The sequence below is a fragment of the Variovorax durovernensis genome (assembly GCF_977011995.1).
Genome location: NZ_CDRNCW010000001.1, coordinates 138,608 through 163,237, shown reverse-complemented (window position 1 = coordinate 163,237; position 24,630 = coordinate 138,608). Strand labels below are relative to the sequence as shown.

The following is a 24,630-nucleotide window of genomic DNA, read 5'->3' as shown; positions in this document are numbered from 1 at the left end:
AACATTATTAGTTGCGTGTGTTTAACAGGGCACGCCGCAGGGTCTTGTGGAGCAGCAGCAACAACGAGAATCGGGCTGGCCCCATTTCTACGCCCCACACTGTCATGACGCCCGCCCTGCCCACCTTGCTCGACGCCGCCCTGCGCGGCGTGCTGCTGGCCCTGCTGCTCGTGCTCGCGCTGGTCTTCGGCCGCGACCGTCCGCGCCTGCCGGTCGCGCGCGCGGGCGTGCTGCTTGCGCTCGGGCTGTGCGTCCAGGTCGTCGGATCGACGCCCATGTTCGAGGCGAGCGTGCCGTGGCTTTGGCAGTCGCCCTTCGTTGCCGTGTCGGTCGGCAATGCGGTGTTGTTCTGGGTGTTCGCGCAGGCGCTGTTCGACGACGACTTCCAGCTGCGGCCATTGCACATCGCGGCATGGCTCGCGGTGGCGGCGCTGGCGATGCTCAACTGCACGGTGGTGGCGGGCGGCGCGTCGGTGCTCGCGCCGGTGACGATGGGCCTGCAGCGCGCGGTGCCGCTGGTGTTCGCGGTGCTGGCCGCTCTGGCGGCGGCGACGCAGTGGCGGGCCGATCTGGTGGAAGGGCGGCGCCGGCTGCGCATGTTCATTGTGGTCTCGGGCGCCGGCTACAGCGTCGGGATGCTCGCGGTCCGGCTGGCGTCGCCGCGCGGGCAGCTCTCGGGCCCGTCGGCGACGGTGGACGTGGTGATGCTGCTGCTGATCGTCGCGGTGGTGGCGTGGCGGATGCTGCGCCTGGCGGGGTCCGATCTGTTCCCGGCCGCGCGGATGCCGGCGCCGATCCCTGTGGAGGTGGCGCCAGACACGCCGGCCATGCCGCTCCCGGCAGAAGAACCCGCCGAACCCACACCCGACCCCGCCGAAGACCGCCTCGCCCAATCCCTGCAGCACGCGATGGCCGTCGACCACGCCTACCGCCGCGAAGACCTCAGCATCGCCGCCCTCGCCTCCCTGCTCTCGGTGCCCGAGTACCGGCTGCGCCGCGTCATCAACCAGCGGCTCGGCCATCGCAACTTCAACGCCTTCGTGAACGGCTTCCGGCTTGCCGAGGCGATGGCGGCGCTGGCCGATTCCTCGAAGCGCGAGCTGCCCGTGCTGACCATCGCGCTGACCGCGGGCTTCCAGTCGATCGGCCCGTTCAACCGCGCATTCAAGGCCGCAACCGGCCTCACGCCCACCGAATTCCGCAAGCAGAAGCTGGCCGATTCCTGAAATCCATGGCCGAAAACCGCGCTTGCAGATTTCGGCAAGACGTGGGCGGCACGCCACGGCATCGTCCGGTTCGACAGGGGCGTGGGCCCCTGACGACCACCAGGAGTTCGGTTCGATGCGACGTCTTGTTTTCATTTTCTGGCCAGCCTTGCTGGCGCTTTTCTGCGGACTGGCACAAGCCTCGATGGGTCTGGCGGAGTTGCCCGCCGCGGCCGGCGACGGGCCGGTCGCGGTGTTCTACCCGTCCGGCGATCCGCCGCAGCCGGCACGGCGCGGGCGCTTCACGCTCGACGTGGCGGTGCAGGGTGCGCCGGTGCGCGGCAACGGCCGGCTGGTCGTCGTCTCGCACGGTTCGGGCGGCGCGCCCTGGGTCCATAGCGACCTGGCACGCGACCTGGTCGACGCCGGCTTCATCGTCGCCATGCCGGAGCACAAGGCCGACAACTACAAGGACGACAGCAACACCGGCCCGGACAGCTGGACGATGCGCCCCGCCGAGGTGTCGCGCGCCATCGATGCGGTGGGGCGCGACCCGCGCTTCGCTCCGCTGCTGAAGCTCGACAAGGTCGGCATGTACGGCATGTCCGCCGGCGGCCATACGGCGCTGAGCCTGGCCGGCGGGCGCTGGTCGCCGGCCGCGTTCAGGCAGCATTGCGAAGCCGACCTGGTGGACGATTTCCAATCCTGCGTCGGGCTGATCACGCGGTTGACCGGCGGGCCTTTCGACGGCATCAAGAAATGGGGAGCGCTGCTCGTGATCCGCCATCGCTTCGGCGACGCCACGCCACGCGAAGACCACGACCCGCGCATCGCCGCCATCGTCGCGGGCGTGCCCTCGTCGGCCGATTTCGACATGGCCTCGCTGGCCAATCCGCGTGTGCCGCTGGGCTTGATCACCGCAAGGCAAGACCGCTGGCTGATCCCGCGCTTCCACGGCGACCAGGTGCTGGCGGCCTGCCTGCCGCGCTGCAAACTGATCGCCGACATGCCCACGGGAGGGCACGGCGCGCTGCTGTCGCCGCCTCCGCCCGGGCTCACCGGCCTGATCGGCGACATGCTCAACGACCCTCCGGGCTTCGACCGCGCCACCGTGCTGCCGGAAGTGAACCGCAAGACAACGGCCTTCTTCAGCGCGCATCTGCTGCATTGATGACCGGACCCGGAGGGCTCGGCGCGAACGTTCGAGCCCCCGATCCCGCCGACAGCCATGTCCCACACGCGTGGGCGACTGTGCCGCACATGGCGACAGACGACGGCCCGGCCATGGTTGCACCCGGATCGATCGAACCTCGGTCGCTCCTTGATACGTGACCATGCTACGAAAGGAACAGTCACCCATGAAGCAACAACAACACAACCGCATCCTGATCGGCGCCGTGCTCGCAGGCCTGCTGGCCATCGGCGGAACAGCCCAGGCGCAAGGCGTCGGGGTCGGCGTGGGCGTCAATGCCGACGTGAACGCATCCGGTTCAGGCACAGGTGGCAAGGCGGGCACAGCGGCCGGCGCCAATGCAGGAGCCAAGGCCAATACCGGGAGCACGGCAGGCGGCGCGGGCAATGCCGTGGGTGGCGTGCTCGGCGGCGCGACGGGCGCTGTCGGCGGTGCCACGAATGCAGCAGGCGGCGTGACCAATACCGTGGGCGGCACGCTCGACGGCGCGACCGGTGCTGTCGGCTCGGCCGGCAGTGCGGTGAAGGCGCCCGCCGCGGGCGTGAAGGCGAACGGCAAGGCCCAGGGCTCGGGCGCGGTCGACCTCCAGAAGTAAGCAAAGCCAAGCCAGGTCAAAGGCCCGCGGCGCTTGATTGCGCGGCGGGCCTTTTTGTTCGTCAGGAGAAAGCCTCAGTCGACGGGCTTCAGCTTGAACAGGCTGGTGACCTCGACATCGAGCACCAGCATTTCGCGCTGGTTGAACAGCCGCCAGCGCCAGCGCAGGATGCCGAGCGTGGGCCGCTTCTCGGAGCGCCGGACCTCGATCACGTCGGCCACCAGGCGAAGCGCATCGCCGGGCCGCACCGGGTTGGGCCAGCGCACGTGCTCCAGCCCTGGAGACGCGAAAGACTCCGAGCCCGCCAGCACCGCGTCGACCACCAGCCGCATCGCGATGGAGCAGGTGTGCCAGCCGCTCGCGATCAACCCGCCGAATGGGCTTTCGGCCGCGGCTTCGGCGTCTGTGTGAAACCACTGCGGATCGTAGGCCCGCGCGAACTGCACGAGTTCGGCTTCTGTGAGTACGTAAGGCCCGGCCTCGATGACCTGGCCCGCATGGAAGTCGGCGAACTGCATCCGCCGCAGCTTAGTACGTTTCGAGGTGCAGGCGGCCTTCGCGCTTCAAGGCGGCGCCGACGGTGTCCCAGTCGAGCCCCGCTTCCTTTGCAACGTCGCGCAGTGCGAGCACCACGCCCTCTTCCATGCTCTTCAGGCCGCACACGTAGAAGTGGCTGGCACCGTCCTTCAGCAGCGCGGCCAGGTCGGCGGCGCGCTCGCGCATCAGGTCCTGCACGTAGCGCTTGGGTTGGCCCGGCGTGCGCGAGAACGCCAGGTTGATGTCGATGAAGTCCTTGGGCAGCGACTGCAGCGGGCCGAAGTACGGCAGTTCCTGCTGCGTGCGCGCGCCGAAGAACAGCATCAGCTTGCCGCCCTCGAACTTGCCGCTCTTGCGCAGCCGGCGGCGCCACTCGGTCATGGCGCGCATCGGCGCGCTGCCGGTGCCGGTGCAGATCATCACGATGTGCGACTTGGGGTGGTTCGGCATCAGGAAGGACGAGCCGAAGGGCCCGACCACCTGCACCGTGTCGCCCACCTTCAGGTCGCACACGTAGTTGGAGCACACGCCGCGCACCGGTTCGCCTTCGTGGTCTTCGGTCACGCGCTTCACGGTGAGCGACACGTTGTTGTAGCCGGGCCGCTCGCCGTTGCGCGGGCTGGCCACCGAATACTGGCGCGCATGGTGGCGCTTGCCGATGGCGTCGATGCCCGGCGGCACGATGCCGATCGACTGGCCCTCGAGCACCGGGAACGGCACCACGCCGAAGTCCAGCACGATGTGGTGGGTCTCGCTGTCGAAGCCCGCTTCGGTGCAATTGAAATTGCCGACCACGGTGGCGGTCGTCGGGGTCTTCGGCGGGAACAGGTTGGTGTAAGCATGCGCGGCCGACCACGGCGGCACGCTGGCGCCGTACTGCGCCGAATTGAAGACCGGCTCCACCGATTCGGCGGCGGCCTGGGCCTGCGTCTGTGCGGGCAAGGCGGCCGCGGGGTCGCCTGCGGCGTCGGCGGACACGCCCGCGGCTTCTAGCTCTTCAGGGGAGAGTTCGTCGGGCAGCGACTCCCAGGTGAACTGTTCCTCGATCGAATACGCGCGCACCACCGGCATGGTGCGCCAGTTGTCGATCGAGCCCGTCGGGCACGGCGAGATGCAGGCCATGCAGCCGTTGCAGGTGTCCGCGCGCACGACGTAGTTGTTGTCGTCGTGCGTGATCGCGTTCACGGGGCAGATGGCCTCGCAGGTGTTGCAGCGGATGCAGATCTCGGGGTCGATCAGGTGCTGCTTGATGACTCCGGCTTCAACGGCCATGTCCATGTCTTTTTCTCCTGGAGCCCTCCCCCTCTGGGGAAGGGTTGGGTGGGGGCAGGCGGCGCTTGTCGTGGTCGCGCCGCTTGCCCCCATCCCAGCCTTCCCCCAGAGGGGGAAGGAGCAATACCCAAATACCAATCAACCGAAACGCACGTACTCGAAATCGACCGGCTGCCGGTTGATGCCCATCACCGGCGGCGAAATCCAGCCTGCGAACTTGCCCGGCTCCACCACGCGGCCCATCAACGATGCCACGAAAGCGAAGTCTTCGGAACTCGGCAGCCATTCGTCGCGCTTGGCGGCCCATTCGATCTCGTTCACCACGCGGCCGTCCGGCGACATCTTGATGCCGGCGAGCGCGCCGATCTGGCGGTTGAAGGCCTTGTGCGGCACGCTCAGGCGGGTCGGGATGCCGGCCTTCTCGAGCACCTTGTTCCAGCGGTTCACGCCGGCCACAGAGTCCTTGATGAAGTCGTCGCGCAGCACTTCGTTCAGCGCGTTGAGCATCGGCACGTCCTTCTCGACGAGCTGGCCGTCCTTCACTTCCAGCACCTTGTAGGTCTGGCCCTTGAGCACGTGGTCGTCCTCGCGCTTGCCTTCTTCATAGCGGCCCTTCAGGCCCGAGCTGTAGAAGATGGCGGCGTTGCTCGACTGGTCGGCGCCGAACAGGTCGATGGTCACGCTGTAGTGGAAGTTCAGGTAGCGCTGGATGGTGCCCAGGTCGATGGCGCCGGCCGCGCGCACCTTCTGTGCGTCGTCGGTCTTCAGCTCGTTCATGACCTGCGCGGTGCGCGCGATGACGCGCGACACGCCGCTCTCGCCCACGAACATGTGGTGCGCCTCTTCGGTCAGCATGAACTTCGTGGTGCGCGCGAGCGGGTCGAACGCGCTCTCGGCCAGCGCGGCCAGCTGGAACTTGCCGTCGCGGTCGGTGAAGTAGGTGAACATGAAGAACGCGAGCCAGTCGGGCGTCTTCTCGTTGAAGGCGCCGAGGATGCGCGGGTTGTTGGCATCGCCCGATGTGCGCTGCAGCAGCGCGTCGGCCTCTTCGCGGCCGTCGCGGCCGAAGTGCTTCTGCAGCAGGTAGACCATGGCCCACAGGTGGCGGCCTTCTTCCACGTTGATCTGGAACAGGTTGCGCAAGTCGTACATGCTGGGAGCGGTCAGGCCCAGGTGGCGCTGCTGCTCGACCGAGGCGGGCTCGGTGTCGCCCTGCGTCACGATGATGCGGCGCAGGTTGGCGCGGTGTTCGCCGGGCACGTCCTGCCAGGCCTTCTCGCCCTTGTGGTCGCCGAAGTGGATCTCGCGGTTGGCGTCGCCCGGGTTCAGGAAGATGCCCCAGCGGTAGTCGCGCATCTTCACGTGGCCGAACTGGGCCCAGCCCTGCGGGTCGACGCTCACGGCCGTGCGCAGGTACACCTCGTGGTTGGTCGAGCCCTCGGGGCCCACGTCGTCCCACCAGTTGATGAAGTTGGGCTGCCAGCCTTCGAGCGCGCGCTGCAGCGTGCGGTCTTCGCCGAGGTTGACGTTGTTGGGGATCTTCTCGCTGTAGTTGATCGTGCTCATCGTTGTTCCTTGGGTTCTTGCGGGGCTGCGCTATCAGACGCGGTTCATGTCGAAGCCGGCCTTCTGGCCGGTGCCGTAGACCTTCAGCGCGCCCTTTTCGCCGACGGCGTTGGGGCGGTTGAAGATCCAGTTCTGCCAGGCGGTGAGCCGGCCGAAGATGCGGGTGGCCATGTTCTCCTTGCTCGCAAAGCGCAGGTTGGCTTCGAGGCCGGTGAGTGCGTCGGGCGACATGGCGGCGCGCTCCTCGATGGCGATGCGGATCTCGTCGTCCCAGTCGATGTCGTCGGGCGCGGCGGTCACCAGGCCGAGCTTCAGCGCCTCGTCGGCGTCGAGCGGCTTGCCGGCTGCGGCACGCGCGGCTTCGAGCGGTGCGGCCTCTTCATAGAAGCGGCGCTGCAGGCGGCTCTGGTCGTTCACCATCGGGAAGAAGCCGAAGTTGAATTCGCCCAGCGTGAGCCTGGGCGCGCGGTCGGCGTCGTCGGGCAGCGCGAGCATGTAGGTGCGATCGGCGGCAAAGGCCAACTCGGCCAGCGTGCCGGCGAAGCACGAGCCGGTTTCGACCAGCGCGAACAGGCTGCGCGACGACACGTCCAGCCGTGCCAGCGTGCGGCGCAGCGCGCCGATGGTTTCGCGCACCAGCCAGTGGTCCTTGTTGGCGAACATCACGGCGTCCGACGCGAGCACGGCGGCGGCGTCGCCTTCCGTCTTGAGCAGCCAGGTGCCGATGTCGAGCTCGTTGGTGCGCAGGTTGAGGATTGCGTCGTCGAGTTCGCGGCACATCGCGAGCGGCCACCAGGCGGCGCCCGCGGCTTCGATGGCTGCCACGTCGGCCGGCTGCGTGCCGGTGGGCGCCTTGACGATGATGGTAGCGGTGCGCTTGCTGCGGTCGATCTGCACGTTGACGTGCGAATAGGCAATGCCGTCGGCGCTGTCGGTGCGCTCGAGGCGGGTCAGGGCCACGCCCTTGCCGCCGGCGGGGCGGTCGCTGCCGGCCGCGAGCTGCGAAGCACGGTCCTGCACCGCGGCGGCGAACTGCGCGGGCTTGGCCACGGCATCGACCAGGCGCCAGTCGACCGCGCGCTGGCCGCGCACGCCTTCGACGCTGGTGCAGAAGATGTCGGCGAGGTCATGGCGCACGTGGCGCTTGTCGGTCACGCGGGTCAGGCCGCCGGTGCCGGGCAGCACGCCGAGCAGCGGCACTTCGGGCAGCGAGACGGCGGAGGAGCGGTCGTCCACCAGCAGGATCTCGTCGCAAGCCAGCGCCAGTTCGTAGCCGCCGCCGGCGCAGGCGCCGTTCACGGCCGCGAGGAACTTCAGGCCCGAGTGCTTCGACGAGTCTTCGATGCCGTTGCGCGTTTCATTGGTGAACTTGCAGAAGTTGACCTTCCAGGCATGGCCCGAGACGCCGAGCATGAAGATATTGGCGCCGGAGCAGAAGATGCGGTCCTTGCCGCTGGTGACGATGACGCTGCGCACTTCGGGGTGCTCGAAGCGCACGCGGTTGAGCGCGTCGTTCAATTCGATGTCCACGCCCAGGTCGTAGCTGTTGAGCTTGAGCTTGTAGCCGGGGCGGATGCCGCCGTCTTCGGCGATGTCGAGCACGAGGCGCGCAATGGCGCCGTCGAAGCTCAGGGACCAGTGGCGGTATTGGGCGGGCTCGGTGCGGTAGTCGACGCGCGGGGGCGCCTGGAGCGTGGTGGTGTCGGTCATGCGGAAGTCTCCTGTGGGGCAGTGTTCGGAAACCGTGAACAGGAAAGATAATGCACTTTACTGCTCCGATGACATGCATCATGCTGCATGCATGCAGGCAAGTCAATGCCTGGTGCACTTTTTTTCAGATTTCAGGCTGGTTGGGGTTCGGGGGTGCGTGCCCAGGACACCGGGTACTCCCCTCCGCGAATGTCCTCCGGCCTGCGGCCTCCCCCTTTATTTCGCTGCGGGGAGCACCCGGCGCCCTGCGCACAACGAGCGCTGCTCTTGTGCCGGCTGATCAACAAGTGCTCTGAACGATCACGACGGCGGGGTGCCTTGCGCAGCGAAATAAAGGGGGAGCCCGAAGGGCGGAGGACATTCGCGGAGCAAGGTACCCCGTCGGCGTGATCGCGCCCCGAACAAGAACCCGAAGGCTCAGCCCCCCAGCCCCATCGACTGCCGAGCCACCGCCCGCAGCGCCTGGAAACTCTGCGACAAAGTCCTGCCGCTGGTATCCACCGACAGGTCGGCCTTCGAATAGAAGGCGGCGCGGCCGTTCAGGATGCGGCGCAGGTCTTCCATCGCCTCCTTGCTCGCCGCCATCGGGCGGGTGTCGCCCTGCGCGGCCACGCGGCCCATGTGCTCCTCGGGCGCGGCCTGCAGCCACACGGTGGTGCAGTGCGCGAGCAGCTCGTTGAAAGTGGCCGGGTCCGAGACGATGCCGCCGGGCGTGGCGATCACCACCTCGCTGTAGATCTGCACCGCTTCTTCGAGAGCGCGGCGCTCGTAGCGGCGATAGGCGTTGGTGCCGTAGAGGTCGTGGATCTCGCGCACGCTGCAGCCCGCGAGCTTCTCGATCTCGCGGCTCAGTTCGATGAAGGGAATCTCCAGGTCTTCGGCCAGCATCTGGCCCAGCGTCGACTTGCCCGCGCCGCGCAGGCCCACCAGCGCGATGCGGCGGTGCCGCGCCGGGTCGACGGAAGCGGTGCCCAGCAACTCGCCGAGCGCCACGCGCACGCGGCGCAGGTCGGCTTCGCTGCGGTTCTCGAGCAGTTCGCGGATCAGCAGCCACTCGGGCGAGCTGGTCGTGACGTCGCCGACCAGTTCGGCCAGCGAGCAGTGCAGCGCGCCGGCCACCTGCTGCAGCACCAGGATCGACGCGTTGCCGATGCCGTACTCCAGGTTGGCCAGGTGCCGCTCCGACACGTCGGCCGACAGCGCCACCGCCTTGCGCGTGAGGCCGCGTTGCGCGCGCAGGTTGCGCACGCGGTCGCCCAATGCCGCCAGCAACGGATTCTTGGCCTCCCCGGCCGGCGCCGCGCCGTTGCCGCCGGCGGCGCTTTCGGGCGCGGTGGCCAGCACCGCGTCTACATGCTCGTTCATGCAATTCCTCGTTCTTCGCCGGGATTGTGCGCGCTCAGGGTAAACACCATAGATGCACTATATTGCTTGACACTCATTGTCTCGATGCTTATTGTTCGGCCACAAGCAAGATACTGCACGCGCAGCATTCATGCAAGGTAGTTCATAAGTTCGAGGCCCCACGATGTCCGACCGCAACACACCCGTCACCGGCAAGGAAGCATTTCACCAGCTGATTGCCGGCCTGACCGCCGAAATCGCCGGCAAGCCGCTCGACAGCGCGCTCGACCAGTGGCTCAACGCCCACCACGGCGCGGGCAGCGCCAGCTTCGAGGCGCTGCGCCAGGCCTGCATCGGCGGCGTGGCCGAAGGCTGGCTCTGCGAGCGCGAAGGCGGCGGCATCAAGTACGGCCGCGTCTTCAAGGCCGAAGACGCGCTGCACCGCTTCTCGGTCGACGTGGTCGACATGCAGGACATCGCCGGCCCGCACCATACGCATCCCAACGGCGAGATCGACCTGATCATGCCGCTCGACCACCACCCCGCCACCTTCGACGGACGGCCCGCGGGCTGGTGCGTCTACGGCCCGGGCACCGCGCATCGCCCGACCGTGGCCCAGGGCCGCGCACTCGTCCTGTATCTCCTGCCCGAAGGGCAGATCAAGTTCACCCAATGACCGAACTCCTTTCCAACTACGTCGCCGGCCGCTGGCAAAGCGGCTCGGGCGCCGGCACGCCGCTGTTCGACCCGGTGCTCGGCACCGAGCTTGCGCGCGTCGACGCCACCGGCCTCGACCTGCCCGCCGCTTTTGCCTTTGCACGCGAACAGGGTGGCAATGCGCTGCGCGCCCTCACCTACCGCCAGCGCGCGGGGCTGCTCGCGGCCATCGTGAAGGTGCTGCAAGCCAACCGCGACGCTTACTACGAGATCGCCACCGCCAACTCCGGAACCGTGAAGAACGACTCGGCGGTCGACATCGACGGCGCGATCTTCACGCTCGGCCAGTACGCGAAGTGGGGCGATGCGCTCGGCGACGTGCGTGCGCTGCGCGACGGCGAGGCCGTCAAGCTGGGCAAGGAGCCGGTGTTCCAGTCGCAGCACCTGCAGGTGCCCACGCACGGCGTGGCGCTGTTCATCAACGCCTTCAACTTCCCCTCGTGGGGCCTGTGGGAAAAGGCCGCGCCCGCGCTGCTGTCGGGCGTGCCGGTGATCGTGAAGCCCGCCACGGCCACCGCCTGGCTCACGCAGCGCATGGTGCGCGACGTGGTCGATGCAGGCGTGCTGCCCGCCGGTGCGCTGTCCATCGTCTGCGGCAGCTCTGCCGGCTTGATGGATGCGCTGCAGCCCTTCGACGTGGCCTCGTTCACCGGCTCGGCCGAGACGGCGGCGGTCATCCGTTCGCACCCCGCCGTGGCCGAACGCTCTGTGCGCGTGAACATCGAGGCCGACAGCCTCAACAGCGCCCTGCTGCTGCCCGGCGCCGCGCCCGGCAGCGAAGCCTTCAACCTGTTCGTGCGCGAAGTGGTGCGCGAGATGACGGTCAAGTCGGGCCAGAAGTGCACCGCCATCCGCCGCATCCTGGTGCCGGCCGAGTTGTACGACGCGGCGGCCGAAGCCATCGGCGCCAAGCTTGCGGGCATCACGGTCGGCAATCCGCGCAACGAGGGCGTGCGCATGGGCTCGCTGGTGAGCCGCGCGCAGCTGAACGCGGTGCGCGAAGGGCTCGACGCACTGGCCGCGCAAACCGCAGTGCTGCACGACGGCCGCAACAAGCCGCTGGTCGATGCCGACCCGGCCGTGGCCGCGTGCATCGGCCCCGTGCTGCTCGGCGCTCGCGATGCAGACGCGGCACAGCGCGTGCATGACGTGGAAGTATTCGGCCCCGTCGCCACGCTGCTGCCGTACCGCGACCTTGCCCACGGCATTGCGCTGGCGCATCGCGGCCAGGGCTCGCTCGTCACCTCTCTATATGGCAGCGACGACACGGCCCTGGCGCAGGCTGCGCTCGCGGTGGCGCCGAGCCATGGCCGCGTGCACGTCATCACGCCCGAAGTGGCGCAGGCCCACACCGGCCACGGCAACGTGATGCCGATGTCGCTGCACGGCGGCCCCGGCCGAGCGGGCGGTGGTGCCGAACTGGGCGGGCTGCGCGCGCTCGATTTCTATCACCGCCGCAGCGCGGTGCAGGCGAGCCCCGGCGTCATCGCCGCGCTCGGCCTCTAGAACAAGAACACACGGCCGAAGGAGACAAGACATGACCCTGCCCACACGATTCAACTTCGCCGAGCACCTGTTCGCACTCAACCGCGGCCGCGCCGGGCGCACCGCCTACATTGACGACCGCGGCACGCTGAGCTACGGCCAGCTCGAAGACCGCGCGCGCCAGCTGGCCGCCGCGCTGAAGGCTGCCGGCATCCGGCGCGAAGAGCGCGTGCTGCTGTTGATGCTCGACGGCAACGACTGGCCGGTGAGCTTCCTCGGCTGCCTGTATGCCGGCATCGTGCCGGTCGCCGTCAACACGCTGCTCACTCCGGACGACTACGCCTACATGCTCGACCACAGCCGCGCGCAGGCGGTGCTGGTATCGGGCGCGCTGCTGCCGACGCTGCAGGAAGCGATGGCGCGCGGCGGCCATGAAGTGCAGGCGATGTTCGTGTCGCAGCCGACCGGCCCGCTGCCGGACAACGCGCAGGAGTTCGATGCCGCGCTCGCCGCCGCAGAGCCGCTGCCATCGCCCGTGACCACGGCCTCCGACGATCCAGGCTTCTGGCTGTATTCATCCGGCTCCACCGGCAAGCCCAAGGGCACGGTGCACACGCACGCCAACCTGTGGTGGACGGCGGAGCTGTACGGCAAGCCGGTGCTCGCGCTCACCGAAGACGACGTGTGCTTCTCGGCCGCCAAGATGTACTTCGCTTACGGCCTGGGCAACGCGCTGACTTTTCCGCTGTCGGTGGGCGCCACAGTGGTGCTGATGGCCGAGCGGCCCACGCCCGACGCCACCTTCCGCCGCTGGGTGGAACACAAGCCCACCGTGTTCTTCGGCGCGCCCACGGGCTTTGCCGGCATGCTCGCATCGCCCAGGCTGCCGGCGCGCGAGGCTGTGGCGCTGCGCATGTGCTCATCGGCCGGCGAAGCGCTGCCAGGAGAGATCGCGCAGCGCTTCAAGGCGCAGTTCGGCTGCGAGATCATCGACGGCATCGGCTCGACCGAGATGCTGCACATCTTCATCTCCAACCGGCCGGGCGACATCCGCTACGGCACCACCGGCAAGCCGGTGGACGGCTACGAAGTCGAGCTGCGCGGCGAGGACGGCCGCCCGGTGCCCGACGGCGAGGTGGGCGACCTCTACATCCGCGGCCCCAGTTCCGCGCTGATGTACTGGACCAACCGCGAAAAGTCGCGCGAGACCTTCCAGGGCGGCTGGACCAAGAGCGGCGACAAGTACACGCGCGACGCCGACGGCTACTTCACCTATGCCGGGCGCAGCGACGACATGCTGAAGGTCAGCGGCATCTATGTGTCGCCCTTCGAAGTCGAGGCGACGCTGATGCAGCACCCCTCGGTGCTCGAAGCCGCCGTCATCGGCAAGGAAGACGCCGAAGGGCTGACGAAGACCAAGGCCTTCGTGGTGCTGAAGGACGGCGCCGCGGCCAGCGAGGAAGAGCTGAAGGCTTTCGTGAAGGAACGCCTTGCGCCGTACAAGTACCCGCGCTTCCTGGAGTTCGTGAGCGAGTTGCCGAAGACGGCGACGGGCAAGATTCAGCGGTTCAGGTTGCGTGAGAAGGAAAAGCAGGCGTGAGCCGCGCCTCTTTTTCTTCCTCCCTCCCCCGCTGGGGGAGGGTCGGGGTGGGGGCATCGGCCTTCGCAAGCGCACAGCCTTTGCGAGTGCCGCTTGCCCCCATCCCTGCCTTCCCCCAAAGGGGGAAGGAGCAACAGCCATGAGCACCCCCCACTTCGCCACCATCACCTGGCGCGGCCGCACCGTGCAGATCGAGTGCGCCTGGATCGCCCCCGAAAAAACCGACGCCCCGCTCATCGTCTTCCTCCACGAAGGCCTCGGCTCCGTCGCCATGTGGAAGGACTTCCCCGCGCAAGTCTGCGAAGCCGCCAACGCGCGGGGCCTGGTGTTCTCGCGGCCCGGCTATGGACGCTCCACCCCGCGCGCCGACGACGAAACCTGGGACGTCGACTTCATGCACCGACAGGCGCACGAAGTTCTGCCCGCGCTCTTCACCGCGCTGAAGCTCGAAGACGAGAAGCCCTGGCTCTTCGGTCACAGCGACGGCGGTTCGATCTCGCTGCTGTATGCCTCGCGCTTTCCGGACAAGGTCGAAGGCCTGGTGGTGCTTGCGCCGCACATCTTCGTGGAAGACAAGACCGTCGCGAATATCGAGATCGCGCGCACTTCCTACCTGGGCACAGACCTGCCGAAGAAGCTCGGCCGCTACCACGACAGCGCCGACTCGGCATTCTGGGGCTGGAACCGCATCTGGCTGCATCCGCCATTCCGCGACTGGAACATCGAGGCCGAACTCGACGCCATCCGCTGCCCCGTGCTCGCCGTTCAAGGCATCGACGACGAGTACGGCACCCTGGCGCAGATCCGCGGCATCGCGGCGCGCGCCGGTGGTAGTTGCGAGCTGCTCGAAATCCCTGAATGCGGGCATTCCCCGCATCGCGATCAACCGGATCGTGTCATCGTCGCCACCGCTTCTTTCATCACCAAAAACAGGAGACAAACACCATGACCACCATTCGCACCGCGCGCCTCGCGCTGACGGCCCTCGCTTTCGCAGCCGCCTTGTGCGGCACCGCCGGCGCCCAGGGCACTGGCAAGCTCAAGGTCGGCCTGATGCTGCCCTACAGCGGCACCTACACCGCGCTGGGCGTGGCCATCGAGAACGGCTTCAAGCTGTACGTGGACGAGCAAGGCGGCAAGCTGGCAGGCCGCGAGATCGAGTATTTCAAGGTCGACGACGAGTCCGACCCCGCCAAGGCCACCGACAACGTCAACAAGCTCATCAAGCGCGACAACGTCGACGTGATCGTCGGCACCGTGCACTCCGGCGTGGCCATGGCCATGGCCAAGGCCGCGAAGGAAAGCGGCACCGTGCTGATCGTGCCGAACGCCGGCGCCGACGCCGTGACCGGCCCGATGTGCGCGCCCAACATCTTCCGCAGCTCGTTCAGCAACTGGCAGCCGGCCTATGCGATGGGCGAAGTGGCGGCCAAGCAGCAGGGCAAGAAGAAGATCATGACGATCACCTGGAAGTACGCGGCCGGCGAAGAGTCGGTCAACGGCTTCAAGGAAGGCTTCGAGAAGAACGGCGGCAAGGTCGACAAGCAGCTCACACTGCCCTTCCCCAACGTCGAGTTCCAGGCGCTGCTGACCGAGATCGCGGCGGCCAAGCCCGATGCGGTGTACGCCTTCTTCGCCGGCGGCGGCGCGGTGAAGTTCGTCAAGGACTACCAGGCCGCGGGCCTGAACAAGACCATTCCGCTGTACGGCCCCGGCTTCCTGACCGACGGCACGCTCGACGCGCAGGGCGAATCGGCACAAGGCATGCTGACCACGCTGCACTACGCCGACGGCCTGAACACCCCGCGCGACAACGCCTTCCGCACCGCCTATGCCAAGTCGTTCAAGCTGCAGCCCGACGTGTATGCGGTCCAAGGCTACGACGCCGCGCAGATGCTGGGCGTGGGCCTGAACGCCACCAAGGGCGACATCTCGAAGAAGGCCGAGTTCGCGGCCGCGGTGGAGAAGGCGAAGATCGACAGCCCGCGCGGCGCGTTCACCGTGAGCAAGTCGCACAACCCGGTGCAGGACATCTACCTGCGCAAGGTGGACGGCAAGGAGAACAAGCTGGTGAGCACCGCGATCAAGGGCCTGGCCGACCCGGCACGCGGCTGCAGGATGTAACCCAGGGCACCCCCCCAGGCTTAGCGCACTTCGTGTCGCTACGCCTTCCCCCTTGCAGGGGGCGACACCTGCGGCCCGGCAAAGCCGGTTCCGCGGTGTCTCGCGCACTGCATCCTTCCTCAACGATTGCGCCCTGAGAGAACCTCCAACGTGGATTTCGGCACCTTCCTGGTCCAGTGTCTGAACTCGGTTCAGTACGGACTACTCCTCTTCCTCGTGGCCTCGGGGCTGACGCTGATCTTCGGGATCATGGGCGTCATCAACCTCGCCCACGGCAGCTTCTACATGATAGGCGCGTACATGGCGTTCTCGCTCGCGCCGCTGTTCGGTGACCAGTTCCTGCTGATGCTGGTGGCCGGCGTGGTGCTGGCGGCCATCTTCGGCTACCTGCTCGAGTGGGCCTTCTTCAGCTACCTCTACCAGCGCGACCACCTGCAGCAGGTGCTGATGACCTACGGGCTCATCCTGGTGTTCGAGGAGCTTCGCTCCATCTTCGTGGGCAACGACGTGCACGGCGTGAAGGTGCCCGCCTGGCTCGACGGCAGCTTCGCGCTGGGCAGCGTCATGAGCTACCCGTGGTATCGCCTGTTCGCATCGGCCGCATGCATCGTGCTGGCCGTGGGCCTGTACTTCGTGGTCAACCGCACGCGCCTGGGCATGATGATCCGCGCCGGCGCGAGCAACCGCGACATGGTGCGCGGCCTCGGCATCGACGTGAAGCGGCTGTACCGCATCGTGTTCGCGGCCGGCGTGGCGCTGGCGGCGCTGGCCGGCATGATCGCCGCGCCGATGTCCTCGGTGTATCCGAACATGGGCGCGAGCGTGCTCATCATCTGCTTCGTGCTGGTGGTGATCGGCGGCATCGGCTCCATCACCGGCGCGCTGGTGGCTTCGCTGCTGGTGGGCTTCGTCGACACCTTCGGCAAGGTGTTCTTCGCGGACCTGAGCGGCATCGGCATCTACCTGCTGATGGCCATCGTGCTGATCTGGAAGCCCGAGGGGCTGATGGGGAGGCGGCCATGACAGCCATGAAGAAGAGCGCCTTCCTGCTGCCCGTGGCCTGCGCGCTGGTCATCGGCATCGCAGGCCCGTTCATGGGCAACTATGCGTCGGACTTCGTCGTGAAGATCATGATCCTGTCGATCTTCGCGCTCAGCCTGGAGCTGCTGGTCGGCATGACCGGCCTGGTGAGCCTGGGCCATGCGGCGTTCTACGGCATCGGCGCATACGTCACCGTGCTGGCATCCGGCAGCGAGGGCGGCAACTTCGCGCTGCTGCTGCCGCTGGCCATGGGCGCGGCGGCGCTGTATGCGCTGTTCGTCGGCGCGCTGAGCCTGCGCACGCGCGGGGTGTACTTCATCATGGTGACGCTGGCCTTCGCGCAGATGGCCTTCTTCGTGTTCCACGACACCAAGGTCGGCGGCGGCAGCGACGGCATCTACATGTATGTGCGGCCCGCCATCGGCGCGCTCGACATGGAAAACCGCACCGTGCTGTTCTACGTGGTGCTGGCGTCGCTGGTGTTCACCTACGGGCTGCTGGCGCTCATTCGCCGCTCGCGCTTCGGCGCGGCGCTGGCGGGCATCCGCGTGAACGAGCAGCGCATGCGTGCGGCGGGCTTCTCGGTGTACGGCTACAAGCTCGCGGCCTTCGTGCTGGCCGGTGCGCTGGCCGGACTCGCCGGCTTCCTGCTGGCCTCGCGCGACGGTGTGGTCAACCCGGAGCTCATGGCCTGGCACAACTCGGGCGAGGTGCTGCTGATGGTGATTCTTGGCGGCCTCGGCCATCTGCGCGGCGCGGTGATCGGCGCCATTGCGTTCACGCTGCTGAAGGAGATTTTCTCGACGCATGCCGTGATGGGCCCGCTGGCCGACCACTGGCAGCTGACGCTGGGGCTGACGATCATCGTGTTCGTGGCACTGCTGCCGAAGGGGCTGATCGGCCTGGTGCAGCGACTGTCGCCGAAGGGGGCCGCATGACGACAACCGCATTGCTCTCCGTCGAAAAACTCACCCGCCGCTTCGGCGGCCTCACAGCCGTCAACGCCGTCACGCTCGACCTGCACGTCGGCGAAGTCCATGCCGTGATCGGCACCAACGGCGCCGGCAAGTCGACGCTCATCAACATGCTCTCCGGCGAGATCGAAGCCTCCGAAGGCCGCATCGCGCTCGACGGCGTGGACATCACCGGCCGTGCCCAGTCGAAGCGCGCGCGCGACGGCGTGGGCCGCAGCTACCAGCGCACGACCATCTTCCCGGAGTTCAGCGTGCACGAGAACTGCCGGCTCGCCGCGCAGGCCGCCACGCCGAAGCCATGGGCGTTCTGGCAATCGTCGCAAAGCTGCGCCGCCAGCACCGCATCGGCCGACGCGGCCCTGGAAGCGGCGGGCCTGGCCCACGAGGCGCACCGCATTGCCGGCACCATGAGCCACGGCGCGCAGCGCCAGCTCGAGGTGGCAATGTGCCTGGCCACCAAGCCGCGCGTGCTGCTGCTCGACGAACCGCTCGCCGGCATGGGCGCCGAGGAAACCGACCGCATGCTCACGCTGCTCGCGCGGCTGAAGGCCACGCATGCCATCCTGCTGGTGGAGCACGACATGGACGCGGTGTTCCGCATTGCCGACCGCATCACGGTGATGGTGAACGGCACGGTCATCGCCACGGGCAACCCCAAGGAGATCCGCGAGAACCCCGAGGTGCGCACCGCCTATCTCGGCGAGGAACAACACTGATGCTGATCGTCCGCGACCTCAACACCTACTACGGCAACAGCCACATCCTGCGCGGCGTGCACGCCGGCATTCCGGCGGCCACCTCGGTCGGCCTGCTCGGGCGCAACGGCATGGGCAAGACCACGCTGATCCGCACGATGATGGGCTACGTGCGCCCCGCTTCGGGCGAAGTGCAGGTCGACGGCCGCACCGTCACCGGCTTGCCGCCCGAGAAGATGGCGCGCCTGGGCATCGGCTACGTGCCCGAAGGGCGCGGCATTTTCCCCAACCTGTCGGTGCGCGAGAACCTCGTGATGAGCGAGCGCGCCGGCATCGACGGCCGCCGCGAATGGACCTTCGACCGCGTCATGGCGACCTTCCCGCGCCTGTCGGAGCGGCTGTCGCACGGCGGCCAGCAGCTGTCGGGCGGCGAGCAGCAGATGCTGTCGATCGGCCGCGCGCTCATGACCAATCCGCGCCTGCTGATCCTCGACGAAGCCACCGAAGGCCTCGCGCCGCTGATCGTGGCGGAGATCTGGCGCGTGATCGGCGAGATCCGCGCCACCGGCATCGCCACGCTGATCGTCGACCGCGACTACCGCAAGGTGCTGGCCCACACCGACCTCGCGGTGGTGATGGAGAAGGGGCTGATCGTGCGGCATGGGGCTTCGGCGGATCTGCTGGCGCAGCCGCACGCGCTGGAAGAATTGCTGGGGGTCTGAAGCCCGCACCCGGTGCCTTGCGTTGTGAGAGGGAGTAACACGTCCGTTCCACCGGGTTTCACCTCTCTACTGCGACAGTGCGACAGCCGAATGATGTGCGGCTGCCCACCCAGGCACAGCGAGGTTGAGCATGGCTTCCCTGCAATCGCGTCACATCGACAACGTCTACTCCATCGCCACCGGCGCGGCGCTGGCCGATCCGGCGCAGAGCCTGGTCCACAAGTCGTGGGCGCGCTGCGTGCGCGACCATGGGCTCGATCCGTCGAAGCCGAGCCCCGCGCGCATCCTTCCCGCACAGGAGGTGCGTGCGCACCAGCAGCAGCTCGAACACTTCCTGCGCGCCGCCCGCGCGGGCATGGAAGACATCTACCGCCGCGTGGCCGACCTCGGCTACATGGTGCTGCTGACGGACGCCGAGGGCATCACCGTCGACTACATCGGCCACCCCGCGTGGGACGACCAGCTGCGCAAGGCCGGCCTGTACCTGGGCGCCGACTGGAACGAGGCACACGCCGGCACCTGCGGCGTGGGCACCTGCCTGGTAGAGCGCCAGCCGATGACCTGCCACCAGACCGAGCACTTCGACGCCACGCACATCGCGCTCACCTGCACCACCGCGCCGCTGTTCGACCACAGCGGCAAGCTCACCGCCATCCTCGACGTGTCGGCGCTGCGCTCCCCAGAGGCGCGCGAGAGCCAGCATCTGGTTCGCCACCTGGTGTCGATGTACGCGCGGATGATCGAGGACGCAGATTTCCTGCGCCACTTCCGCGGCCACTGGATCCTGCGGCTGGGCAGCGCCTACGGGCTGGTCGACGTGGCGGGCGAGGTGATGCTGGCCTTCGACGATGGCGGCACGCTGGCGGGTGCCAACGGCGGCGCGCGGCAGGCCTTTGCGGGGCAAGCGCTGAGCGGCGCGGTGTCGGAACTGCTGCACATGCCGATGGATGCGATCTGGCGCATCGGCAACGGCGGTGCGGCGTCGGCATTGATGCCCTTCGCGCACACGGTGCTGCTGCCGGGCGGGGGCGAATACCACGCGTCGCTGATTGCGCCACGCGTGCGCAAGATGTCGGCACCGGCAACCGCCGCGCCAGGCGGGCGACCGTCCGACCGCCTGCCGCCGCTGGAGCGCATCGCGGGCGACGACCCCGCGATGCAGAAGCTGCTCGCCCAGGCGCGCCGGCTGGTGGACCGCGGCATCCATGTACTGGTCGAAGGCGAAACCGGCAGCGGCAAGGAAGTGCTTGCACGTGCGCTTCACGGCGCGAGCAGCCGCGCGGCGATGCCCTTCGTGGCGGTGAACTGCGCGGCCATTCCAGATTCGCTGATCGAGAGCGAACTGTTCGGCTACACGCCCGGCAGCTTCACGGGCGGCCGCGCCAAGGGCATGAAGGGACTGATCGCGCAGGCCGACAGGGGCACGCTGTTCCTCGACGAGATCGGCGACATGCCGATGGCGCTGCAGACGCGGCTGCTGCGCGTGCTGTCCGAAGGCGAGGTGCTGCCGCTGGGGGCGGAGTCGCCGCAGCGGGTCGATATTGCGGTGGTCGCGGCCACGCACCGGCATCTGCCTGACCTGGTGGCGTCGGGGCGGTTCCGCGAAGACTTGTATTACCGGCTTTGCGGCGCGGTGCTGAAGCTGCCGCCGCTGCGCGAGCGCGGCGACATGCGCTATCTGGTCGAGGGGATGTTCAATGAGGAAGCCGCGGCGATGTCTTCTTCGGCGCGGCTGTCGGAAGAGGCGATGCGGCAGCTGCTCGCGCATGACTGGCCGGGGAATCTGCGGGAGTTGCGCAATGTGCTGCGGCTGGCGCTGGCGTTGTGCATCGAGGGGAAGGTTGGTGTGGACGATCTTCAGCTGCCTGCGCGCAACGCAAGCGCTGGGACTGCGGCCACGCACGCACCCGGAACCAGCGAGGTGGCCAGCGCAGACCACCTGCTCGACCTGCTGAAGCGCCACCGCTGGCATGTGTCGCTTGCCGCGGACGAACTGGGCGTCTGCCGGGCGACGGTCTACCGGCACATGAAACGCCACGGCATCACGCCGCCGCGGCGCCTGTAGCAGCCGCGACGACTGTCGCGCGATGCGTGCGACAGATGCGACAAAACCGCCCGCAACCCATTGATTTGTCGTCGTGCAGCCCAAGGCACGAAAGCTGCGCAATGAACACCGCGCCTCGCAGCGCATTCATTCATCAACGACGCTCCGGAGACATTCAATGACAGACCCGACCCTCAGCTCGAGCGGCCCCACCAGGGCCGCTTCCCAATGGCTCGCCGATTTCGCCGCCGCGCTCGCGCAGGGCGACATCGACGCAGCCGTCGCGCTCTTCGAGCCCGACAGCTTCTGGCGCGACCTCGTCGCCTTCACCTGGAACATCCGCACGCAGGAAGGGCCGGCCGCCATCCGCGCAATGCTGCAGGCGCGGCTGGCCGACACGCAGCCCACGGCCTTCGCCTTGGAGGGCGAAGCGACCGAGGCCGACGGCGTGGTCGATGCGTGGTTCACCTTCGAGACGCGCGTGGCGCGCGGCCGTGGCCACTTGCGGCTTCGCAACGGCAAGGCCTGGACGCTGCTCACCACCATGACCGAGCTGAAGGGCTTCGAGGAAAAGACGGGCGACAACCGCGTCAAGGGCGCGGAACACGGTGTGCACAAGGGCCGCAAGAACTGGCTCGAGAAGCGCCGCGACGAAGAGGCTGCGCTGGGCTACACCGAGCAGCCCGAGGTGGTGATCATCGGCGGCGGCCAGGGCGGCATCGCGCTCGGGGCGCGGCTGCGCCGGCTGGGCGTGCCGACCATCATCGTGGAGCGCAACGCGAAGGCTGGCGACTCCTGGCGCAAGCGCTACAAGTCGCTGTGCCTGCATGACCCGGTCTGGTACGACCACCTGCCCTACATGCCCTTCCCCGACGACTGGCCGGTGTTCGCGCCCAAGGACAAGATCGGCGACTGGCTCGAGATGTACACGAAGATCATGGAGCTGAACTACTGGAACTCCACCACCGCGAAGAAGGCGCGCTTCGACGAGGCCACGCAGCGCTGGGAAGTGACTGTGGAGCGCGAAGGCAAGCCGGTGGTGCTGCGGCCGAAGCAGCTGGTGTTCGCGCTCGGCGTGTCGGGCTATCCGAACGTGCCGAAGGTGGCGGGCGCGGAGAACTTCAAGGGCGACCAGCATCACTCCAGCCAGCATCCCGGGCCCGAGGCCTACGCGGGCAAGAAGTGCGTGGTGCTGGGCTCGAACAATTCGGCGCACGACATCTGCGCTGCGCTGTGGGAGCACGGCGCCGACGTGACGATGATCCAGCGCTCGTCCACCCACATCGCGCCTTCGCAGTCGCTGATGGAACTGGCGCTGGGCGGGCTCTACTCCGAGCAGGCGGTGAAGAACGGCATCGACCACCACAAGGGCGACCTGATCTTCGCGTCGGTGCCCTACAGGATCATGCACACCTTCCACATCCCGGTGTACGAGGAGATGAAGAAGCGCGACGCCGACCTGTACGCGCGGCTGGAGAAGGCGGGCTTCCTGCTGGACTTCGGTGTCGACGGCTCGGGCCTGTTCATGAAGTACCTGCGGCGCGGCTCGGGCTACTACATCGACGTGGGCGCCTCGGAGCTGGTGGCCAACGGCAGCATCCACCTGAAGAGCGGCGTGAACATCGAGCGGGTGAACGAACACTCGGTGACGCTGACCGACGGCACCGAGCTGCCGGCCGACCTGCTGGTGTACGCCACCGGCTACGGCTCGATGAACGGCTGGCTCGCCGACCTGATCTCGCCGGAGATCGCCGACAAGGTCGGCAAGTGCTGGGGCCTGGGCTCCGATACGCCCAAGGATCCGGGCCCATGGGAAGGCGAGCTGCGCAACATGTGGAAGCCCACGCAGGTCGACAACCTGTGGTTCCACGGCGGCAACCTGCACCAGTCGCGGCACTACTCGCAGTTTCTGGCGCTGCAGCTGAAGGCGCGCATGGAAGGGATCGATACGCCGGTGTACGAGCGGGCGGCGTCGCACCACACGCGCTGACAAGCGCGCGAAGCGAGGCCATGGCAGCAGCCGCCCATCAGGGCCGACCGCGCGGACGGCCCAGCCCCAGCTTCTCCATGGCTTCGCTCGCCTCCACCACCATCAACGCGACCTCCGCCACCGTGACGCGCAGGGCGGTGGCCCGTGCGCGCATGTGCTCGTAGGCCTGGGCTTCGGAGAGCGCCTGGGTTTCCGCCAGCAGGCGCACGGCCTTCTCGATCTGCCGGCGCGACTTGATGGTGTCTTCGAGCTTCAGGACCTTGCTTTGCAGGCGCTCCTGGTAGCCCCGCGAGGAGCGAGCCAGCACCAGCGTGCTCAGGATGCCCGAAGAGCGAAAAGGCCGGGTGATCACGCCGTGCGCGCTCGTGTCGAGCAGCAGCTTCAGCGTGGTCGGGTTCTCATAGTCGGACAGCGCGATCAGCGTGGCCTCCACCGCGCTCGCGCACCAGTTCGTGCTGTCCTGCAGCTCCTGCGAGACCTGGAAGAAGATCACGTCAACGCCCGTGGGCGGCGCCGCCGGAAAGGGCCAGATCACCTTGAGCCTGCAGCCGATGCGCTTGAGCTGGTCGAGCAACAGGTCGCGGTCTTCGCCCGGCGGGTACACCACCGCGACGCAGATGCTGCGCAGGTCATCGTAGAGGCGACGCAAGCTGCTCACGGCGTCAGCTCAGCCAGAACTCGGAAAACCCGAAGGTCGACAGGTACGGGTCGGGCTTCACCGGTGCGGCGCTTTCCCAGACGATGTCGAACTGCCCGTCGCTGCGGCACACGCCGATGCGTGGCGTCAGCAGGGTGTGGTTGTTGTCGGGGTCGATCGACAGAGGTCCTTCCGGCGAATCGAAGCGCACGGTGCGCGCCGCGTTCACCAGCTTGCGGGTGTCAAGGCTGCCGGTGCGCTCGAGCGTGCGAGCGAACAGGTGCATCTGGCTGTACGCCATCTCGGACCAGGTGCTGGTCGGGCGGTCGCCGAAGCGCGCGCGCCACAGCGCGACGAAGCGCGTGTTGCACTCGTTCTCCAACGACCCGAAGTAGGTGGCCGCGGTGATGTGCCCGGCGCAGACCTGCGCGCCGGTCAGCCGCACCTCTTCTTCGGCCATCGACAGGCTGGCGATCGGCATGCGCTGCGGATCGAGCCCGTGCGCGCGGTAGATCTGGTACAGGCGACGTGCCGACTGGCCCACGACGGTGGAGAAGATCACGTCGGGCTGCATGTCGACGATGTCGCGCATCACCGCCTGCAGCTCGGCCTCCGAGGCCTCCAGCGGGATGTAGACCTCGTCGAGGATTTCACCGCCGTGCTGCTCGACCATGTCGCGCATCACGCGGTTCGACTCGCGCGGATAGATGTAGTCGGCGCCGACCAGGAAGAACCGACGGCCCTTGTTCTTCAACAGGTAGGCGGCGAGCTGCACGCTGCCCTGGTTGGGCAGGGCGCCGGTGTAGATCACGTTGGGCGAATACTCGAAGCCTTCGTAGAACGAGCAATACCAGAGCAACGCGTTGTTGCGCTCGATCACTGGCAACACGGCCTTGCGGCTCGACGAGCGCGAGCAACCGAACACCACATTGATTTCATCTTCCAGCAGCAGCCGCGTCGCGAGCCGCCGGTACTCGTCGGAATCCCCCTTGGGGTCGTAGGCCACCGGCAGCAGCGGCCGGTCGAGCACGCCGCCCAGGCCGTTGATTTCCTCGATGGCCAGTGCAGTGCCGAGGAAATGCTCGGTCTCGGTCACGCCCGTGGGACCCGAGCGCGAGAACAGCACGCCGATGCGCCAGCCTTCGTCGGCGGGCGGATGGTTGTCAGCGGCCATCGGTTT

The 24,630-nt window shown here is 67.8% G+C and carries 21 protein-coding genes; 14 read left to right on the top strand and 7 right to left on the bottom strand.

The features are described from left to right. The first annotated feature begins 104 nt into the window (after nt 1-104). From ACWV14_RS00730 to ACWV14_RS00720, 3 genes are all read left to right on the top strand, one after another. Nucleotides 105-1,226, top strand: a complete 1,122-nt coding sequence (locus ACWV14_RS00730; protein ID WP_454901842.1) for a helix-turn-helix domain-containing protein — start codon at nt 105-107, stop codon at nt 1,224-1,226. 115 nt (nt 1,227-1,341) lie between these two features. Continuing rightward, entirely contained in the window at nt 1,342-2,376 is a 1,035-nt protein-coding gene (locus tag ACWV14_RS00725; protein WP_454901840.1) for an alpha/beta hydrolase family protein, read from the top strand. A gap of 187 nt (nt 2,377-2,563) precedes the next feature. Further along, entirely contained in the window at nt 2,564-2,992 is a 429-nt protein-coding gene (locus ACWV14_RS00720) for an adhesin (RefSeq protein ID WP_454901838.1), read from the top strand. 74 nt (nt 2,993-3,066) lie between these two features. Here ACWV14_RS00720 and ACWV14_RS00715 read toward each other — a convergent pair whose 3' ends face one another. The 5 genes from ACWV14_RS00715 to ACWV14_RS00695 all read right to left on the bottom strand — a co-directional run bounded on the left by ACWV14_RS00715 (nt 3,067) and on the right by ACWV14_RS00695 (nt 9,442). Beyond that, nucleotides 3,067-3,510 (bottom strand): MaoC family dehydratase, encoded by a 444-nt coding sequence (locus tag ACWV14_RS00715; RefSeq protein WP_237677622.1) that lies wholly within the window; start codon nt 3,508-3,510, stop codon nt 3,067-3,069. A 10-nt stretch (nt 3,511-3,520) separates the two neighbouring features. Next, entirely contained in the window at nt 3,521-4,807 is a 1,287-nt protein-coding gene (gene boxA, locus ACWV14_RS00710) for a benzoyl-CoA 2,3-epoxidase subunit BoxA (RefSeq protein WP_285413752.1), read from the bottom strand. Between the two features lie 132 nt (nt 4,808-4,939). Beyond that, on the bottom strand, nt 4,940-6,367 hold the full coding sequence (gene boxB, locus ACWV14_RS00705) for a benzoyl-CoA 2,3-epoxidase subunit BoxB (protein WP_422088962.1): 1,428 nt from the start codon (nt 6,365-6,367) through the stop codon (nt 4,940-4,942). A gap of 33 nt (nt 6,368-6,400) precedes the next feature. After that, the gene (gene boxC / locus ACWV14_RS00700; RefSeq protein ID WP_454901835.1) at nt 6,401-8,077 is read right to left on the bottom strand and encodes a 2,3-epoxybenzoyl-CoA dihydrolase; all 1,677 of its coding nucleotides are present in this window, start codon (nt 8,075-8,077) and stop codon (nt 6,401-6,403) included. A 417-nt stretch (nt 8,078-8,494) separates the two neighbouring features. Continuing rightward, on the bottom strand, nt 8,495-9,442 hold the full coding sequence (locus tag ACWV14_RS00695; RefSeq protein WP_422088964.1) for a helix-turn-helix transcriptional regulator: 948 nt from the start codon (nt 9,440-9,442) through the stop codon (nt 8,495-8,497). 163 nt (nt 9,443-9,605) lie between these two features. On the opposite strand from ACWV14_RS00695, the gene ACWV14_RS00690 reads away from it, so the two are divergent. The 11 genes from ACWV14_RS00690 (at nt 9,606) to ACWV14_RS00640 (ending at nt 22,813) form a co-directional block, all read left to right on the top strand. Beyond that, nucleotides 9,606-10,097, top strand: a complete 492-nt coding sequence (locus ACWV14_RS00690) for a 4-hydroxylaminobenzoate lyase (protein WP_454901833.1) — start codon at nt 9,606-9,608, stop codon at nt 10,095-10,097. After that, nucleotides 10,094-11,644, top strand: coding sequence for a 3,4-dehydroadipyl-CoA semialdehyde dehydrogenase (locus tag ACWV14_RS00685; protein ID WP_454901832.1), 1,551 nt, complete (start codon nt 10,094-10,096; stop codon nt 11,642-11,644). Before ACWV14_RS00690 ends, ACWV14_RS00685 begins: the two co-directional genes overlap by 4 nt. Before the next feature lie 31 nt (nt 11,645-11,675). Beyond that, a complete protein-coding gene (locus ACWV14_RS00680) occupies nt 11,676-13,223 on the top strand; it encodes a benzoate-CoA ligase family protein (RefSeq protein ID WP_454901830.1) in 1,548 nt (515 codons plus the stop codon). Between the two features lie 139 nt (nt 13,224-13,362). After that, nucleotides 13,363-14,172, top strand: coding sequence for an alpha/beta fold hydrolase (locus ACWV14_RS00675; protein WP_454901828.1), 810 nt, complete (start codon nt 13,363-13,365; stop codon nt 14,170-14,172). Next, nucleotides 14,169-15,347, top strand: a complete 1,179-nt coding sequence (locus ACWV14_RS00670) for an ABC transporter substrate-binding protein (protein WP_454901826.1) — start codon at nt 14,169-14,171, stop codon at nt 15,345-15,347. Before ACWV14_RS00675 ends, ACWV14_RS00670 begins: the two co-directional genes overlap by 4 nt. A gap of 150 nt (nt 15,348-15,497) precedes the next feature. Then, the gene (locus tag ACWV14_RS00665; RefSeq protein ID WP_454901824.1) at nt 15,498-16,370 is read left to right on the top strand and encodes a branched-chain amino acid ABC transporter permease; all 873 of its coding nucleotides are present in this window, start codon (nt 15,498-15,500) and stop codon (nt 16,368-16,370) included. Continuing rightward, nucleotides 16,367-17,326: a branched-chain amino acid ABC transporter permease gene (locus ACWV14_RS00660; RefSeq protein ID WP_454901822.1), complete on the top strand. Its 960-nt coding sequence runs from the start codon at nt 16,367-16,369 to the stop codon at nt 17,324-17,326. The genes ACWV14_RS00665 and ACWV14_RS00660 overlap by 4 nt, the downstream gene beginning before the upstream one ends. Beyond that, complete coding sequence (locus ACWV14_RS00655; protein ID WP_454901821.1) at nt 17,323-18,078, top strand: ABC transporter ATP-binding protein; 756 nt, start codon at nt 17,323-17,325, stop codon at nt 18,076-18,078. Before ACWV14_RS00660 ends, ACWV14_RS00655 begins: the two co-directional genes overlap by 4 nt. Then, nucleotides 18,078-18,779, top strand: a complete 702-nt coding sequence (locus tag ACWV14_RS00650) for an ABC transporter ATP-binding protein (RefSeq protein WP_454901819.1) — start codon at nt 18,078-18,080, stop codon at nt 18,777-18,779. The genes ACWV14_RS00655 and ACWV14_RS00650 overlap by 1 nt, the downstream gene beginning before the upstream one ends. Before the next feature lie 130 nt (nt 18,780-18,909). After that, entirely contained in the window at nt 18,910-20,844 is a 1,935-nt protein-coding gene (locus ACWV14_RS00645) for a sigma-54-dependent Fis family transcriptional regulator (RefSeq protein ID WP_454901817.1), read from the top strand. Nucleotides 20,845-21,001: 157 nt separating this feature from the next. Then, a complete protein-coding gene (locus ACWV14_RS00640; RefSeq protein WP_454901815.1) occupies nt 21,002-22,813 on the top strand; it encodes an NAD(P)/FAD-dependent oxidoreductase in 1,812 nt (603 codons plus the stop codon). A gap of 37 nt (nt 22,814-22,850) precedes the next feature. Here ACWV14_RS00640 and ACWV14_RS00635 read toward each other — a convergent pair whose 3' ends face one another. Together ACWV14_RS00635 and ACWV14_RS00630 are read right to left on the bottom strand one after the other, a co-directional pair. Beyond that, complete coding sequence (locus ACWV14_RS00635) at nt 22,851-23,471, bottom strand: ANTAR domain-containing protein (protein WP_435486547.1); 621 nt, start codon at nt 23,469-23,471, stop codon at nt 22,851-22,853. A gap of 4 nt (nt 23,472-23,475) precedes the next feature. Further along, nucleotides 23,476-24,624, bottom strand: a complete 1,149-nt coding sequence (locus ACWV14_RS00630) for a transporter substrate-binding domain-containing protein (protein WP_454901812.1) — start codon at nt 24,622-24,624, stop codon at nt 23,476-23,478. Nucleotides 24,625-24,630 lie beyond the last annotated feature (6 nt).